The organism is Acinetobacter halotolerans (genome assembly GCF_004208515.1).
Taxonomy (GTDB): Bacteria; Pseudomonadota; Gammaproteobacteria; order Pseudomonadales; family Moraxellaceae; genus Acinetobacter; species Acinetobacter halotolerans.
Window position 1 is genome coordinate 26,153 of record NZ_SGIM01000003.1, and the last position, 13,483, is coordinate 39,635.

General features: G+C 37.0%; 17 protein-coding genes. 10 read left to right on the forward strand and 7 right to left on the reverse strand.

Annotated features, from left to right (window positions below):
• Positions 1-18: 18 nt before the first annotated feature.
• The 5 genes from EXE30_RS04310 to EXE30_RS04330 all read left to right on the forward strand — a co-directional run bounded on the left by EXE30_RS04310 (position 19) and on the right by EXE30_RS04330 (position 2,656).
• On the forward strand, positions 19-237 hold the full coding sequence (locus EXE30_RS04310; RefSeq protein ID WP_130161346.1) for a transposase: 219 nt from the start codon (positions 19-21) through the stop codon (positions 235-237).
• Between the two features lie 116 nt (positions 238-353).
• Positions 354-563 carry a cold-shock protein gene (locus EXE30_RS04315; protein ID WP_004670776.1) on the forward strand — a complete coding sequence of 70 codons (210 nt, stop codon included), beginning with the start codon at positions 354-356 and terminating at the stop codon, positions 561-563.
• A gap of 432 nt (positions 564-995) precedes the next feature.
• Positions 996-1,208, forward strand: a complete 213-nt coding sequence (locus tag EXE30_RS04320) for a cold-shock protein (RefSeq protein WP_004670777.1) — start codon at positions 996-998, stop codon at positions 1,206-1,208.
• 244 nt (positions 1,209-1,452) lie between these two features.
• Positions 1,453-1,887 (forward strand): I78 family peptidase inhibitor, encoded by a 435-nt coding sequence (locus EXE30_RS04325; protein ID WP_130161347.1) that lies wholly within the window; start codon positions 1,453-1,455, stop codon positions 1,885-1,887.
• 202 nt (positions 1,888-2,089) lie between these two features.
• Complete coding sequence (locus tag EXE30_RS04330) at positions 2,090-2,656, forward strand: FxsA family protein (RefSeq protein ID WP_130161348.1); 567 nt, start codon at positions 2,090-2,092, stop codon at positions 2,654-2,656.
• A gap of 48 nt (positions 2,657-2,704) precedes the next feature.
• Here the strand turns inward: EXE30_RS04330 and EXE30_RS04335 are convergent, their stop codons facing one another.
• A complete protein-coding gene (locus tag EXE30_RS04335) occupies positions 2,705-2,887 on the reverse strand; it encodes a hypothetical protein (RefSeq protein WP_130161349.1) in 183 nt (60 codons plus the stop codon).
• Between the two features lie 244 nt (positions 2,888-3,131).
• Between EXE30_RS04335 and EXE30_RS04340 the strand changes: the two genes are divergently transcribed.
• Positions 3,132-3,386, forward strand: coding sequence for a hypothetical protein (locus tag EXE30_RS04340; RefSeq protein WP_130161640.1), 255 nt, complete (start codon positions 3,132-3,134; stop codon positions 3,384-3,386).
• Between the two features lie 78 nt (positions 3,387-3,464).
• Here EXE30_RS04340 and metK read toward each other — a convergent pair whose 3' ends face one another.
• Positions 3,465-4,631 (reverse strand): methionine adenosyltransferase, encoded by a 1,167-nt coding sequence (metK, locus tag EXE30_RS04345; protein ID WP_130161350.1) that lies wholly within the window; start codon positions 4,629-4,631, stop codon positions 3,465-3,467.
• A 384-nt stretch (positions 4,632-5,015) separates the two neighbouring features.
• Here metK and tkt point away from each other — a divergent pair, with 384 nt between their 5' ends.
• Together tkt and EXE30_RS04355 are read left to right on the forward strand one after the other, a co-directional pair.
• Positions 5,016-7,004 (forward strand): transketolase, encoded by a 1,989-nt coding sequence (tkt, locus tag EXE30_RS04350; RefSeq protein ID WP_130161351.1) that lies wholly within the window; start codon positions 5,016-5,018, stop codon positions 7,002-7,004.
• A 140-nt stretch (positions 7,005-7,144) separates the two neighbouring features.
• Positions 7,145-7,777 (forward strand): hypothetical protein, encoded by a 633-nt coding sequence (locus tag EXE30_RS04355; protein WP_130161352.1) that lies wholly within the window; start codon positions 7,145-7,147, stop codon positions 7,775-7,777.
• Positions 7,778-7,813: 36 nt separating this feature from the next.
• On the opposite strand, the gene EXE30_RS04360 is transcribed toward EXE30_RS04355, so the two are convergent.
• A complete protein-coding gene (locus EXE30_RS04360; protein WP_130161353.1) occupies positions 7,814-8,224 on the reverse strand; it encodes an OsmC family protein in 411 nt (136 codons plus the stop codon).
• A gap of 99 nt (positions 8,225-8,323) precedes the next feature.
• Complete coding sequence (locus tag EXE30_RS04365; protein ID WP_130161354.1) at positions 8,324-9,415, reverse strand: AOC03_06830 family ribosome hibernation factor; 1,092 nt, start codon at positions 9,413-9,415, stop codon at positions 8,324-8,326.
• A gap of 266 nt (positions 9,416-9,681) precedes the next feature.
• On the opposite strand from EXE30_RS04365, the gene EXE30_RS04370 reads away from it, so the two are divergent.
• Positions 9,682-10,263 carry a YceI family protein gene (locus EXE30_RS04370; RefSeq protein WP_004670804.1) on the forward strand — a complete coding sequence of 194 codons (582 nt, stop codon included), beginning with the start codon at positions 9,682-9,684 and terminating at the stop codon, positions 10,261-10,263.
• A gap of 96 nt (positions 10,264-10,359) precedes the next feature.
• On the opposite strand, the gene EXE30_RS04375 is transcribed toward EXE30_RS04370, so the two are convergent.
• Positions 10,360-10,893, reverse strand: coding sequence for a lecithin retinol acyltransferase family protein (locus tag EXE30_RS04375; RefSeq protein WP_130161355.1), 534 nt, complete (start codon positions 10,891-10,893; stop codon positions 10,360-10,362).
• Positions 10,894-11,066: 173 nt separating this feature from the next.
• Here EXE30_RS04375 and EXE30_RS04380 point away from each other — a divergent pair, with 173 nt between their 5' ends.
• Positions 11,067-11,810, forward strand: coding sequence for a phosphodiester glycosidase family protein (locus tag EXE30_RS04380; protein WP_130161356.1), 744 nt, complete (start codon positions 11,067-11,069; stop codon positions 11,808-11,810).
• A 30-nt stretch (positions 11,811-11,840) separates the two neighbouring features.
• Here the strand turns inward: EXE30_RS04380 and EXE30_RS04385 are convergent, their stop codons facing one another.
• Both EXE30_RS04385 and trmA read right to left on the reverse strand, forming a co-directional pair.
• Entirely contained in the window at positions 11,841-12,068 is a 228-nt protein-coding gene (locus tag EXE30_RS04385; protein WP_130161357.1) for a hypothetical protein, read from the reverse strand.
• A 248-nt stretch (positions 12,069-12,316) separates the two neighbouring features.
• The gene (gene trmA / locus EXE30_RS04390) at positions 12,317-13,402 is read right to left on the reverse strand and encodes a tRNA (uridine(54)-C5)-methyltransferase TrmA (protein ID WP_130161358.1); all 1,086 of its coding nucleotides are present in this window, start codon (positions 13,400-13,402) and stop codon (positions 12,317-12,319) included.
• Positions 13,403-13,483 lie beyond the last annotated feature (81 nt).

Below are 13,483 nucleotides of genomic sequence, written 5' to 3' on the forward strand. Positions count from 1 at the left end.
GTAATGAGTATTTAAGTTTTGAATATTATTAGTGAATGGCATGTCGCCACTGCCACAAATGGCAATGAAATTAGTGTGCAAATTATCCCACTTAAACGCCAACAAAGTACAATGGATGGTTTTAAATGGGTAGAAGTAGGTAAAAAGATACTTTTGCAGTCTGGTCAAGAAATTGAATTTAACCAAGACGGAAAAAGTTTCTATACTTCGGTCAATAAGCTATATCGTTTGACCTAAAATTTGGTATGCTTGTAGTATCTATTTAAGCAAAATAGATAGAGTTAAAATCAGAAGCAGTTTTGTTTCTAGTTTGGCTTTTTTTTTAAACAAAAGATTTTAAAGGTTTAGGTTTTATGTCTGAAACTGTTAACGGAACTGTAAAGTGGTTCAACGAAACTAAAGGTTTTGGTTTTATTCAAGCTGACTCAGGGCAAGACGTTTTTGCTCACTTCAGCGAAATCCAAAGCAGTGGTTTTAAAGTTTTACACGAAGGTCAACGCGTTAAGTTTGAGCTTGGTCAAGGTAAAAAAGGACCACAAGCTACAAACATTACCGTTATCTAACAGAAGTCATTCGGTAAAAAAGAAGCTCACACAAGTGGGCTTTTTTATATTTAAAAAAAATCATCATGATTTTACAAAAATCCATGAAAATATGGTTGGTTAGGTTCCATAAGTAATGAGAATGGAGTTAACAGTTTTTTTCTATTAAGTTTTTGAAAAAATGAAAAAAATAAACAGTTTGTTTCTATGAAAAATAGATTGGTTTTGAAATATCTATGTTTTTGCTATGTTGTGGGCGATGTGTTGCATAGAAAAAGTAAAGTGGTGTATAGTTAAAGACAACTAGAAGAATAACACTGTTGATTCAACAAATCTTTTCATTTCGTAGTTTAATCAAACCTTTCGTTTTATCAGATTTAGTTTCATAGTTTATTATTTCAAGTTAATTGCGATTAAGCATCTAAAAAATTTTTGAAAAAATAGGTTAAATATATGTCTAATACTGTGACTGGTACGGTTAAGTGGTTCAACGAAACTAAAGGTTTTGGTTTCATTCATGCTGACTCTGGACAAGATGTTTTCGCTCATTTTAGCGAAATCCAAAGCGATGGTTTTAAAGTTCTACATGAAGGTCAACGAGTGTCATTTACTATTGCTGATGGTAAAAAAGGCCCTCAAGCAACAGGTATTACGGTAGTTTCTTAAAACAAGCCGTATGACTTGTAAAAAAAGCTCACTTTGGTGAGCTTTTTTGTTTTTGGCTTTTACTTTTTTAGAAAATAGAATGCATAGAATAAGAAAAGGTGAATATGTACCAGTGGTATGGTAAATGCAACAATGCTTACATTTTCTAATCAGTTGGTATTTATGAAGCACTTTTGTTTCAAATCATAGACATAAAATACAACTTTTTTTGTTATCTTTATTTTTTTTGCAAGAATATAAACATATGAAAAATTTTTTATTTTTAGGTTTAATCCTGACTTCACTTGCAGCGTGTTCATCAACACCAAATCAAGAACTTACGCCACCAAAAATTGGTATGGCAAACCCTGCTAGCAAATTCTGTGTTGATCAGGGCGGTCAGTTGGAAATTCGAAATGAGGCGAATGGTCAGGTTGGTTACTGTAAGCTACCTAATGGTCAAGTAGTAGAAGAGTGGGAGCTTTTCCGTGCGAATCAGCCAAAATGTTTAGCTGATGAAGCACAAAAATTGATTGGTCAAACAGGTCTAAGTGAAGCGCAGATTAAAGAAAAAACTAAATCTGAAATTGTACGTAGCATTGGACCAAACCAGCCAGTAACGATGGACTATCGTGAAAACCGAGTGACGGTCACAGTTGATCCAAAATCTAAAAAGATTACCAATGCAACTTGTGGTTAATCATTGAGGATAGTCGGAGCGCTCAATTAAACAGGTTTTAATTGAGCGCTTTTTTATTTAACTTGCTTTATCAGCCTTGATAATTGAAAAAAAGCACCCATCATTTTATTTACGATGATTTTTTATTTGCTGTGCCAGCTTTACTTTTATACACTCTGTGCTGCACATTTTTTCAATTTTCTGAGATAGACGAAGCTTTGACATGAATCTACTTCTTATCGTGGTATTTGGCACAATTGCTGAAGTTTTAGTATGGATCGGCGTGGGCGACCTTGTAGGGAGTATGTGGTACGTATTCTTTTGGTTCATCTTCGCATTCTTTATTGGTTTAAACCTTGTCCGTTCAAGTACATCAAGTATCATGCCGCAATTGCAGCAGATGCAAATGACTGGACAGCTCGGTGCTGATCCAGCTGTCACTAAAAAACTGGCACTTGCAGTGTGTGGTTTTCTATTACTCATTCCAGGTTTAATTTCGGATGTGCTTGCAATCCTCGTGCTGATCCCTGCTGTTCAAACAGCACTTCGCAATGCCTTGATGAAAACTATGGCAAAACGTCAACAAGCCATGATGGAACAAATGATGGGTGGTATGGGAGCTGGCGGTGCCGCTGGACAGAATCCCTTTGCAGATATGATGCGTCAGATGCAAGAAATGCAGAATCAACAACAGGGTGGTGGTCAATATCGTGATTCTACGATCATCGATGGTGAGGCGCGTGAAGTAAAACCAGATCAGAAGAAAATTGAGTTCAAAGATGTAAATTAACAATGACACAAGGAATCAAAGAAACACGCTTTTTAAAAGCGTGTTTTTTTATGCGTCTTGTTCAGATGTCTGATCGTTTCTTTGGTCAACTTGGATCTGTTTATCTTTTTCTTTATTTGGTGGTTGATATTCACTCGGTGGGAGTGTCGTTATCTCATTTTCCGAATGTTTATACTTACGACTGCGGTTGGCTCGTTCACGGAATCCACCTTTGTTGATCAATTGAGCCATGTTGAGATTTCCGTGGTTTTAAAAGCATATTCTAACAAATTATATAAAAGATCAAAATTGTCATGTTGCTGAGGTGACTGAGGTGTTCTAAGAAATGCATTTAGCTGTCATATAATTGTGTTACTTTTAAAGTATTGGTTCTAAAACAAGATTGTATTCTCGATTTTTTTCTCATAGGATAAAACTGTAACGGTAAAATTGTTATGAGAAGAAAATAAAAAATAATAAGTGGGAGGATTAAATGATGTTATCTCAATATCATTGTGCATGTTGTGACAAGGTTGTTGCATCAACAGATAAGGCTTGTCCTTATTGTGGTTCTCAGCATATCCGCAGCCCTTATGGTTTATGGATGCTCTGTGTTGCAGCTTGTTTTGTGGTTGTGGTGATTGTCAAAGTTGTGCATATATATTTACAGCAACATCATGAAGATCAAGCAATGCAGAAAAACTCATTGTTTGAAATATTTAAACACGAGAGTGTAAATCCTAAAAAATAGAAACTCATAATAGTTCTAGATAAAAAAAGCCCACAGTTTTGTAGCTGTGAGCTTTTGCTATAAAGTTGTAACTGGAGATTATAATCCAGCAGCATCCTTCAAGATGTCAACCTTATCTGTTTTTTCCCAAGTAAATGCAGTATCTGAACCTTCGCGACCAAAATGTCCGTAAGCAGCTGTTTGCTTGTACATCGGTTGAATCAAGTTCAACATACGTGTAATGCCATATGGACGTAAGTCAAAGTGTTCACGAACAAGTTGAATAATCAACTCTTCTGATACTTTGGCTGTGTTAAACGTATTGATCGAAATTGAGGTTGGTTCAGCAACACCGATTGCATAACTAACTTGAATCTCACACTTATCAGCTAAACCCGCGGCAACGATATTTTTAGCGACATAACGACCTGCATAAGCAGCAGAGCGGTCAACTTTAGATGGATCTTTACCTGAGAAAGCACCACCGCCGTGACGAGCCATACCACCATATGTATCTACAATGATTTTACGACCTGTTAAACCACAGTCACCAACTGGACCACCAATCACAAACATGCCAGTTGGATTGATATGGAATTTAGTTCCTGAATGGAACATTTCAGCTGGGATGATCGGTTTGACGATTTCTTCAATCACAGCTTCTTTGAGTTGAATTTGAGAAATTTCAGGATCGTGTTGGGTCGATAATACAACTGCGTCTAAGCGAACTGGCATGCCATTTTCATAGGCAAAGGTCACTTGGCTTTTTGCATCTGGACGTAACCACGGTAAAGCACCTGAGCGACGTAACTCAGCTTGGCGCTCCATTAAACGATGCGCATACGAAATAGGAGCAGGCATAAGGACATCAGTTTCACGGCTGGCGTAACCAAACATTAAACCTTGGTCGCCTGCACCTTGATCTTCTGGTTTTTGACGGTCAACACCTTGCGCAATTTCAGGTGATTGCTTGCCGATCATATTGATGACCGCACAAGTTGATCCATCAAAACCTAAATCAGAGTGATGATAGCCAATACCATTTACGGTTTGACGTACAATCGCTTCAAAGTCGACATTGGCTGTCGTTGTGATTTCACCAGCAAGAACAACCGCACCTGTTTTTACTAATGTTTCACAAGCGACACGCGCATACGGGTCTTCTTTTAGGATTGCATCTAAAATTGCATCACTAATTTGGTCAGCCATTTTGTCTGGATGACCTTCGCTTACAGATTCTGAAGTAAAAACAGCATACTCGCGCATGAACGTCCTATCACTGGTATTTTCAAAAAGACAGAGTATGTTACATCGACTTAGCGGATAGGACTAGCACAAGCTGACTAAAAAGCATGAATTTATTTCATTTTCATCGTGTTTTTATTGATATGTGTATCAATAAAACTAATATACATGCTTTAGTCTTTATCAAATTTCTGGTGGGTCATTCTTTTATTCTGGCTGTGGTGATTAATTTTTTGCTTAAGGCATGAACATTTGTACTTATAATGCGAGATGTGTGAATGAAAAATAAGAAATATCGTGTATTAGGCTTTACCCCATGTCGTTTTTTTAAGACAATAGTCACAGCTTTTGAAAGATGATTTCTCATCTTCTCTCCTCAAATTTATTGAATGTGGATTCTGACCTATGACGACCCCTTTAAATGAACGTCGTATTGCAAATGCAATTCGTGTCTTGGCTATGGATGCTGTGCAACAAGCAAACTCAGGGCATCCTGGTGCTCCAATGGGGATGGCAGATATCGCTGATGTAGTTTGGCGTGAATTTTTAAATCATAATCCAACAAACCCACAATGGGCGAACCGCGACCGTTTTGTATTGTCAAATGGTCATGGCTCTATGTTGCAATATGCTTTATTGCACTTGACGGGTTATGAATTATCAATTGAAGATTTAAAACAATTCCGTCAATTACACTCTAAAACACCAGGCCATCCAGAATTGGGTTATGCACCTGGAATCGAAACAACAACTGGCCCATTAGGTCAGGGTATTGCGAACGCTGTTGGTTTCGCCTTAGCAGAAAGAACGCTAGCTGCACAGTTCAACAAAGACGACTTAAATGTTGTTGATCATTTCACTTATTGTTTCCTAGGTGATGGTTGCTTGATGGAAGGTATTTCCCATGAAGTATGTTCACTTGCAGGTACTTTAGGTCTTGGTAAATTAGTTGTTTACTATGATGACAACGGTATCTCGATTGATGGTGAAGTTGAGGGTTGGTTCAGTGACGACACAGAACAACGTTTTAATGCATATGGCTGGCAAGTACTTCGTGTAGACGGTCATGATGCTGCTGCGATTCGTCAAGCGACGATTGACGCAAAAGCTGAAACAAATAAACCAACCATTATCATTTGTAAAACAATTATTGGTTTAGGCTCACCAAATAAACAAGGCAAAGAAGATTGCCACGGTGCGCCACTTGGCAAAGACGAAATTACGTTAACGCGTGAAGCTTTAGGCTGGAAAGAAGACGCATTTGTTATTCCTGAAGACGTTTATGCAGCTTGGGATGCAAAAGCAAAAGGTCAAAGCTCTGAAGCAGCTTGGAATGAATTGTTTGCCCAATACCAAGCAAAATATCCAACTGAAGCGGCTGAATTATTACGTCGTATCAATGGTGATTTACCTGCTGAATTTGCTGCACAAGCAGATGCATTTATTGCTGAAACCAATGCCAAAGCAGAAACCATTGCGACACGTAAAGCAAGCCAAAACACTTTACAAGCATTCGGTCCATTACTTCCTGAATTATTAGGTGGTTCTGCTGACTTAGCTGGTTCAAACTTAACACTTTGGAAAGGTTGCCAAGGCGTACAAGAAAACCCAGCGGGTAACTATGTGTACTATGGTGTACGTGAGTTTGGTATGACTGCCATCGCGAATGGTGTGGCTTTACACGGTGGCTTTGTTCCTTACGTTGCTACATTCTTGATGTTCATGGAATATGCACGTAATGCAGTACGTATGTCGGCATTGATGAAACAACGTGTGATTCATGTATATACGCATGATTCAATTGGTTTAGGTGAGGATGGTCCTACACATCAACCTGTAGAGCAAATCGCATCTTTGCGTGGTACACCAAACTTAAATACTTGGCGTCCATGTGACACCGTTGAAGCAGCGATTTCTTGGAAATCTGCGCTTGAGCGTAAAGATGGTCCGACAGCGTTAATTTTCTCTCGTCAAAACTTACCATTCCAAGCGCGTAATGAAGCTCAAATTCAAAATGCTGCTAAAGGTGGTTATGTGCTTGCTGAAGAAAAAGGTGAGTTAAAGGCAATCATCATCGCAACGGGTTCTGAAGTTTCATTGGCAATGGAAGCTTATGCACAACTTGAAGGTGTACGTGTCGTTTCTATGCCATGTGCTGAAGAGTTTATGAAGCAAGATGCTGCTTACCGTGAAGCGGTACTACCTGCGCATATCCGCGCTCGTGTTGCTGTTGAAGCGACTCATGTCGACTACTGGTGGAAATTTGTTGGCTTAGACGGCAAAGTGATCGGTATGACCACTTATGGTGAATCTGCTCCAGCGAAAGACTTGTTCCAATTCTTTGGTATTACGACTGAAGCGGTTGTTGCTGCGGTTAAAGAACTGACTGCTTAATGATTTAAGTGGTATTAAAAAGCGCTCTGATGAAGAGCGCTTTTTTATGTATGTAAATTGAGTTTCTCAAATCAATGTTGATATATAATTAAAGCAATTATTAAATAATCTCTTAGTTTTATAGGTTAATAACAATTATTATGACTTACATACCACCACATTTATTCTCAATGATTTGTAGAGTCGCTGCCAACCGTGCTTATTATTTTGAGTTTGATGACTGGCGTTTAAAACTTAGAAATGCTTTATTTGAGCAAGGTGCTATGGCTGAACTCAATATGGGTTTTGATACGGAAATTCTTTTCACAGAAGACCCAAAACAGAATTTATGTAAATATCAACTATTTAAATATACAGATTGTTTAATTCAGAGTTTGCAAGAAATCGAAAATTTATCCAATTGGCGATTCTTTGGAATTGATTGTATTAATGAATATGAAACAAAATTTTTGAAGATAGCAAGCTTAGATATGGTTCATAATTTTGAAAAACCAGAATTTTTTCCACAGAATAAGACTAAAATTATAGAAATGATTAACATTCTTTTAACCAATAAATACGGTTATGAGTTAAGAAGTATTGATGAAAAATACATTAAATTGGACCAGAAACAGGGGCTTTTCTACTGTCCAGATGACAAAAGTGAAGTGAATTGGTATGACTTAACTTGTATGATTATAAGTCCAGAAGCAAAACAAATCATTCCTCAAAATATGTTGGAAGAATTTGAATGTACGGAACTGAATTATCAATTAAATATTAATTTTTTATAAATATGGCTTTTATAATAAAAACCATATTTATATTACTCATCCAATACTTAACTCTGTCTGAATCGAAATATTCGACGTTAATAATTTATGAACAGGACAGCTTTCTGCAACTTTAAGGAGTCGCTTGTGCTGGTCTTCGGTAAATTCACCTGTTAATACGATTTTTCGTTCAATATTATTTTGACCTGCTTCAGGTTTGCCATTTGGATTTAGAGCCAAGTCGACTTGAACATGAGTAAGCACAATACCTTTATGTTTTGCATACATCTCTAACGTAATGGTTGTGCAAGCCCCTAAAGCAGAAAGCAAGATTTGAATTGGGTTTGGTGCAGTATCTTGACCACCTTGATCTGCTGGTTCATCTGCATACCAGTGATGACCAGAGGAATCTGTTAGCGTGACACGGTAGGGCGTTGCGGTGCTTTGGGCTTGAACGGAGTGAGTCATACTTTACCTTGTTATCCATTTGATGATTTTAGCTGTGTTAATAAATTCTAGCTTGAAAAAAAATAAGAGCAACAATGCTCTTATTTTTAGCTCATTAAATCAATAGCGGACTTTAGCTAATAAATTGATATTATCATCTAAAAAATCACCACTTAGGAAGTTAGCTTTACCACCATGTTGAATCACAATAGATAAAACATCATCTACAATATCATCAGTATTGGTGGTCTTAGAATTAAGTTCAACACTTGAGGTTTCCTCATCAATTGTTGCTGGTTGCACATAACCTTTACGGATAAAGATCTGATCAACACGACCTTCTTTGGCAGCACGATAAATCGAGGAGAGGTCTTCTATTAATAGATTTTGACTTTTCGCCTGACTGATTTCAGCTTGTGATGCTTGCTGAAGCGTTGTTCTATATAAGTTAACTTTATCCTGAGCATCATCAATCAATAGGCGAGCTTCGGATTCTAAATTGGTGCTATTGGTTACCGTTGCAAAGATGGCACTTGGATTATCACAAACTTGTTGATAGTAAGAGACGATCCGTTCGTCACCGACGACAAGAATAGGCAAAGGATTTTGCTTATAAACCTCTTGCACACTTTTATCGATACGGTTTAAAAACTCTTTTATATAATTTTCCTCTTTTATTGCATTTGAGCGGTCATCAGAGTTGGTTGTATAAAGATGCGTGTTTTCAATTGGAAAATTTAAACCTTGTAATTCATCGTCTTGATTAAGTTCTCGTACTAATTGGTCATTGAACACTTCCAATAAACGTCCTTGGTTTCTTGAAACAACCACTAAATAATAGTGCACAGCATTATTTAGTTCACGAAGAATATCTCGTGTTGAAAAATGCTGATCAATGATAACTCTTGGCTTAACTTTAAAAGGGAAATTTAGAATTTGTGTATCTTCAGCAGTTGCGAAAATAGCCAAAGTATCCAAGTTGTAGTTATGGTTGTGATCGGCAAGTTTTTGCTCGATTTGTTGCACAAGTGATTGCGCTTCACGTTTATCATAATTTTCAGATAGTCGTGTTTCTAACTCTTTCATTGCATTCTTTAAAGCAATGGCGTCTTGTTGATTGTCAGGAAAAGTTCGATGGGTTGGAACAAAAATGCTGATAGCAGGATTGGCTTGCGTTATGTTTAATTGATCAAATATTTGTTGTAAATTCATGCTACTTCCTCCAAATAAAAAATATAAATTTTTTTAAAGTTGATTATTTTTTATAACATTGTTTACTAAGTACGAAGGTTAAAAATTGATAAGTTTTGTACAGGCTAAATTTAATCTAGTTGTCATTAAGATGCGTTCTAAGTGATCGCGTTATTTTATTAAGGCACTTCGTTGCAAAAACAAAACACTGTGTCATAAATCCCCACACTCTATTGTTGTCTTTTTCTAATACAATTTACTAAATTTAAAAATGAATTGAGGAATACATGAAAAACTTAAAGGCTTTATCATTCGGTGTATGTTTGGTGCTAGGTTCAACATTGGCTCAAGCAAAAGTTGTTGACTATAAAATTGATCCAACACATACAGCTACTGTATTTAGCTGGAATCATTTTGGTTTTTCTACACCAAGCGCTAACTTTACTGACATTCAAGGTGTTATTAAAGTAGATGAAGCAAAACCAGCAAATTCATCAGTAAATGTGACCATTCCTGTAAGTAGTGTAAATTCAAATGTTGTTGCGCTTGATAAAGAGTTTCAAGAAGAAGCTTGGTTCAATGCTGCAAAATATCCAAACATTACTTTCAAAAGTACCAAAGTGGAAACAAAAGACAAAAAACACTTTAAAATCACAGGTGATTTAACTGTGAAGGGTGTAACTAAACCCGTTGTGTTGGATGCAGTATTGAATAAACAAGGTGAGCATCCAATGGCAAAAGTTCCTGCGATTGGTTTTAATGCAACAACTTCATTTGATCGTTCTGCGTTTGGTATCGGAAGTTATGTACCGAATGTTGGGGATAAGATCACTGTAAATATTACAACTGAAGCGACTGCTGCGAAGTAATATTTTTAATTATTCAAGATGTTAAAAAACTCACGATGCAACCATCGTGAGTTTTTTATTGTTTATGCACTTATCTGATATGGATTACATACTCATTTATTTCTTTGACTGTTTTTCTTTTAACAATAAATAAGCCGGTACTGATTTCTTTGCTTGTCGACGCAGCATCATTTTGATGTACAACACAATCGCAAAACATGCCGTTGCGACCGTGAGCATCAAGCTATTCATATAGCTCATCATTGAACTGACATAACCAATGGTTGCAAGCCGTCGTTGCATACGTTCAACTTGCGTGCTTGATTCAACGCCAGTGATGGCCCATGTACATAAATGTTCGCAGTTGTTAATAATCAAGTGATAGTGATTTTCATGCATACGTGAACGCATACGACGAACCACAGCTTTGGCTTTATAGCGAGGCGAAGGATAGTTTCGAATATAAATCACTTTATCCCGCGAGAAACGTTGCAATGATGTTATTTCGATCGGATGTTTTTTAAAAATATGGGCAAAACCTGAATAATGAATGACTCGTCCACGACCTGCATAAATCCCATGATGACTATACCCAAAGTGTTTGACAATGAGATGAGCACCAAGTGGGTAATGTGGATGTTTTTGCTGCATACGGATACAAGGTTTTTGTATTTACAAGGCTATTCTAATCAAAAATGGTGAAGCAATCGAGTATATTTATGCACGTATGTAGAAGAATATATGTTGAGTTTGTGTCTGTCCTTTTATGCTGAGCGCAGTGATACAAGTATAAACTTAGGTCAATAGGAATACGGGGAGTTCAGATGAAAAAATGGCTTTTGACAGGATTGATTTCTTTTGTTGTTCCCAGTATTCATGCGATGCAACATCAAACAATGCATGCCGAGCAAGTGACATATGATGTAATCAAAGTGACAGATCTGAGTCAGTTGGAGCTTTATTTAAAAAATCCTCAAACGAATCGTTATTATCAGAAATTTTCAAACATTCACCAAGAGTTGCCTAAATGCGCGCAGCTTAAATTCGCAATGAATGCAGGTATGTACCATGCCGATTTTCAACCAGTTGGGCTCTATGTGGAAAAAGGGCAGCAACTTTCAGTATTGAATGAAGCTAAAGGCGTTGGAAACTTCTTTATCCAACCGAACGGTGTATTAGCTTGGAATCATCAGCAAGCCATAATCAAAACGACAGTCGACTATAAAAATCAGGAATTTAAGCCATTATATGCAACGCAATCAGGACCTATGTTGCTTTATAAAGGAGAAATCAATCGCAACTTTTTAGTCGAATCGAATTCTTTGAAGATGAGGAATGGGGTTGGTATTAAAAATAATCAGCTGTATTTTGTGATTTCTCAGCAGCGAGTTAGTTTTTATCAATTTGCACAATTTTTTAAACAACAATTAAATATAGATCATGCTTTGTATTTGGATGGTTCAATTTCTAGTCTGTATTTAGCGTCAACACAACAGCACGATAATGTGTTTAATTTAGGACCTATCGTCGCGGAAGTTGATCGCAGTGCATGTAAAGAAAACCCCTAATCACTTTTTTAAAGAGACTAGGGGGTATTTTTATTGAATTGGTGGATTGATCATTTCAAGAAGTTCTTTACGACTATAACCTCGAGAAAGAAGTACTCTTTTGATGCCTTTAATGACATCTTCATCAGTGGCTTTAACTAAAGCATCCAACAATTGCTCATTCGATTTACGTGAACAATCATTCTCGATGCAAGCGGTTTGATTTTTGTGTTCATTATACTGTTGTTCAGCTGAGAACAGTTTTTGCCAAAAACTCATAGAGCCTTTCTTATCGAAACTAACATAGATCGAAATATAACCAATCTAAAATAAAATACAAGCCAAAGGCTGTGATAAAAGCAGCAGTTGAACTCGAATTTTTCCGATGAACATGGGTGAGGTCAACGAAATTATGACAGCTTAATGACTTGATCTTTATAAAATAATGTTTATTGGTTTGAAATCTAATTAAAAAACAAGGAGTTCCTAAAATCCTTGTTTTTTAATGTTACATAGAAATAATTTGTTTAAATTTTTTCGAGTAAAACACCTGACTCAACATGGTGAGTAAAAGGGAATTGATCGAACATCGCAAACTTGGTTATTCGATGTGTTTGAGCCAAGATTTTTAAATTTTCATGTAAGGTATCGGGGTTACAAGAGATATAAATAATACGTTCGAAACCTTGTAGTAATTTAAGGGTTTCATCATCAATCCCTGCACGTGGTGGGTCAACGAAAACGGTGTCAAAGTCGTAGCTTTGAATATCAATATTCGCCTCTTGCAAGCGCCTAAATTCACGTTCACCTTGATAGGCTTGAGTAAACTCCTCAGCGGATAAACGTGCGACTTGAATATTTTCAATATGGTTTTGTTCGATATTCCACTGCGCTGCATATACAGAAGACTTGGCAAGTTCTGTTGCGAGGACACGATTAAACTTTAAAGAAAGTGGTAGGGTGAAGTTGCCGTTGCCACAGTACAGTTCTAAAAGGTCTTTTTGAGCGCTCTCCGCAGCGTTACACGCCCACTCAAGCATATGCTGGCAAACTTGAGCATTTGGTTGAGTAAAACTACTTTCAATTTGTTTGTATTTAAACGTTCGTCCATGTACGTTGAGTTGTTCAACGACATAGTCATCACCAATAATGACTTTTTGACCGCGACTACGACCCATAATTTTAATATTGAGCTTTTCAGCTAAAGCTTTCGCAGCAATTTCCCAATCTGCATCTAATTTACGATGATAAATCAGCGTCACCAACATTTCTCCACTCAATGTTGAGAGAAAGTCAGCTTCAAAAATACGTTGAGATAAAATTGGGGTTGCTTTTAATTCTTGTAGTAATCGTGGCATGAGTTCGTTGATACTACGATCTGCAATCGGGAAATCATTGACACGAATCACGTCTTTTTGTTTACCATCTTCAGCACGTTCAAACATGGCATAGAACAAATCGTCTTCTGTATGCCAAAGGCGAAACTCGGCGCGCATACGAAAATGTTGTTCAGGTGATTGAAATACTTCTAAAGTAGGTGGATTGAACGAAGCAAATTGTGTGGTGATTCGTTCAACTTTCTCTTGAAGTTGCTGTTGATAAGATACGGTCATAACTAGCAAAAATACAAAACAAATTTAGCTATGAATGGTATCAAAAAAGCTGTACTAGGTGCAGGGGAATTATAACAATCA

Coding starts and splice junctions, on each gene's coding strand:
- EXE30_RS04370 (WP_004670804.1), top strand. CDS start 9,682: ATGAAAAACTTAAAGGCTTTATCATTCGGTGTATGTTTGGTGCTAGGT.
- EXE30_RS04320 (WP_004670777.1), top strand. CDS start 996: ATGTCTAATACTGTGACTGGTACGGTTAAGTGGTTCAACGAAACTAAA.
- EXE30_RS04360 (WP_130161353.1), bottom strand. CDS start 8,224: ATGACTCACTCCGTTCAAGCCCAAAGCACCGCAACGCCCTACCGTGTC.
- EXE30_RS04365 (WP_130161354.1), bottom strand. CDS start 9,415: ATGAATTTACAACAAATATTTGATCAATTAAACATAACGCAAGCCAAT.
- EXE30_RS04315 (WP_004670776.1), top strand. CDS start 354: ATGTCTGAAACTGTTAACGGAACTGTAAAGTGGTTCAACGAAACTAAA.
- EXE30_RS04380 (WP_130161356.1), top strand. CDS start 11,067: ATGAAAAAATGGCTTTTGACAGGATTGATTTCTTTTGTTGTTCCCAGT.
- EXE30_RS04325 (WP_130161347.1), top strand. CDS start 1,453: ATGAAAAATTTTTTATTTTTAGGTTTAATCCTGACTTCACTTGCAGCG.
- trmA (WP_130161358.1), bottom strand. CDS start 13,402: ATGACCGTATCTTATCAACAGCAACTTCAAGAGAAAGTTGAACGAATC.
- metK (WP_130161350.1), bottom strand. CDS start 4,631: ATGCGCGAGTATGCTGTTTTTACTTCAGAATCTGTAAGCGAAGGTCAT.
- EXE30_RS04340 (WP_130161640.1), top strand. CDS start 3,132: ATGTTATCTCAATATCATTGTGCATGTTGTGACAAGGTTGTTGCATCA.
- EXE30_RS04385 (WP_130161357.1), bottom strand. CDS start 12,068: ATGAGTTTTTGGCAAAAACTGTTCTCAGCTGAACAACAGTATAATGAA.
- tkt (WP_130161351.1), top strand. CDS start 5,016: ATGACGACCCCTTTAAATGAACGTCGTATTGCAAATGCAATTCGTGTC.
- EXE30_RS04330 (WP_130161348.1), top strand. CDS start 2,090: ATGAATCTACTTCTTATCGTGGTATTTGGCACAATTGCTGAAGTTTTA.
- EXE30_RS04375 (WP_130161355.1), bottom strand. CDS start 10,893: ATGCAGCAAAAACATCCACATTACCCACTTGGTGCTCATCTCATTGTC.
- EXE30_RS04355 (WP_130161352.1), top strand. CDS start 7,145: ATGACTTACATACCACCACATTTATTCTCAATGATTTGTAGAGTCGCT.
- EXE30_RS04335 (WP_130161349.1), bottom strand. CDS start 2,887: ATGGCTCAATTGATCAACAAAGGTGGATTCCGTGAACGAGCCAACCGC.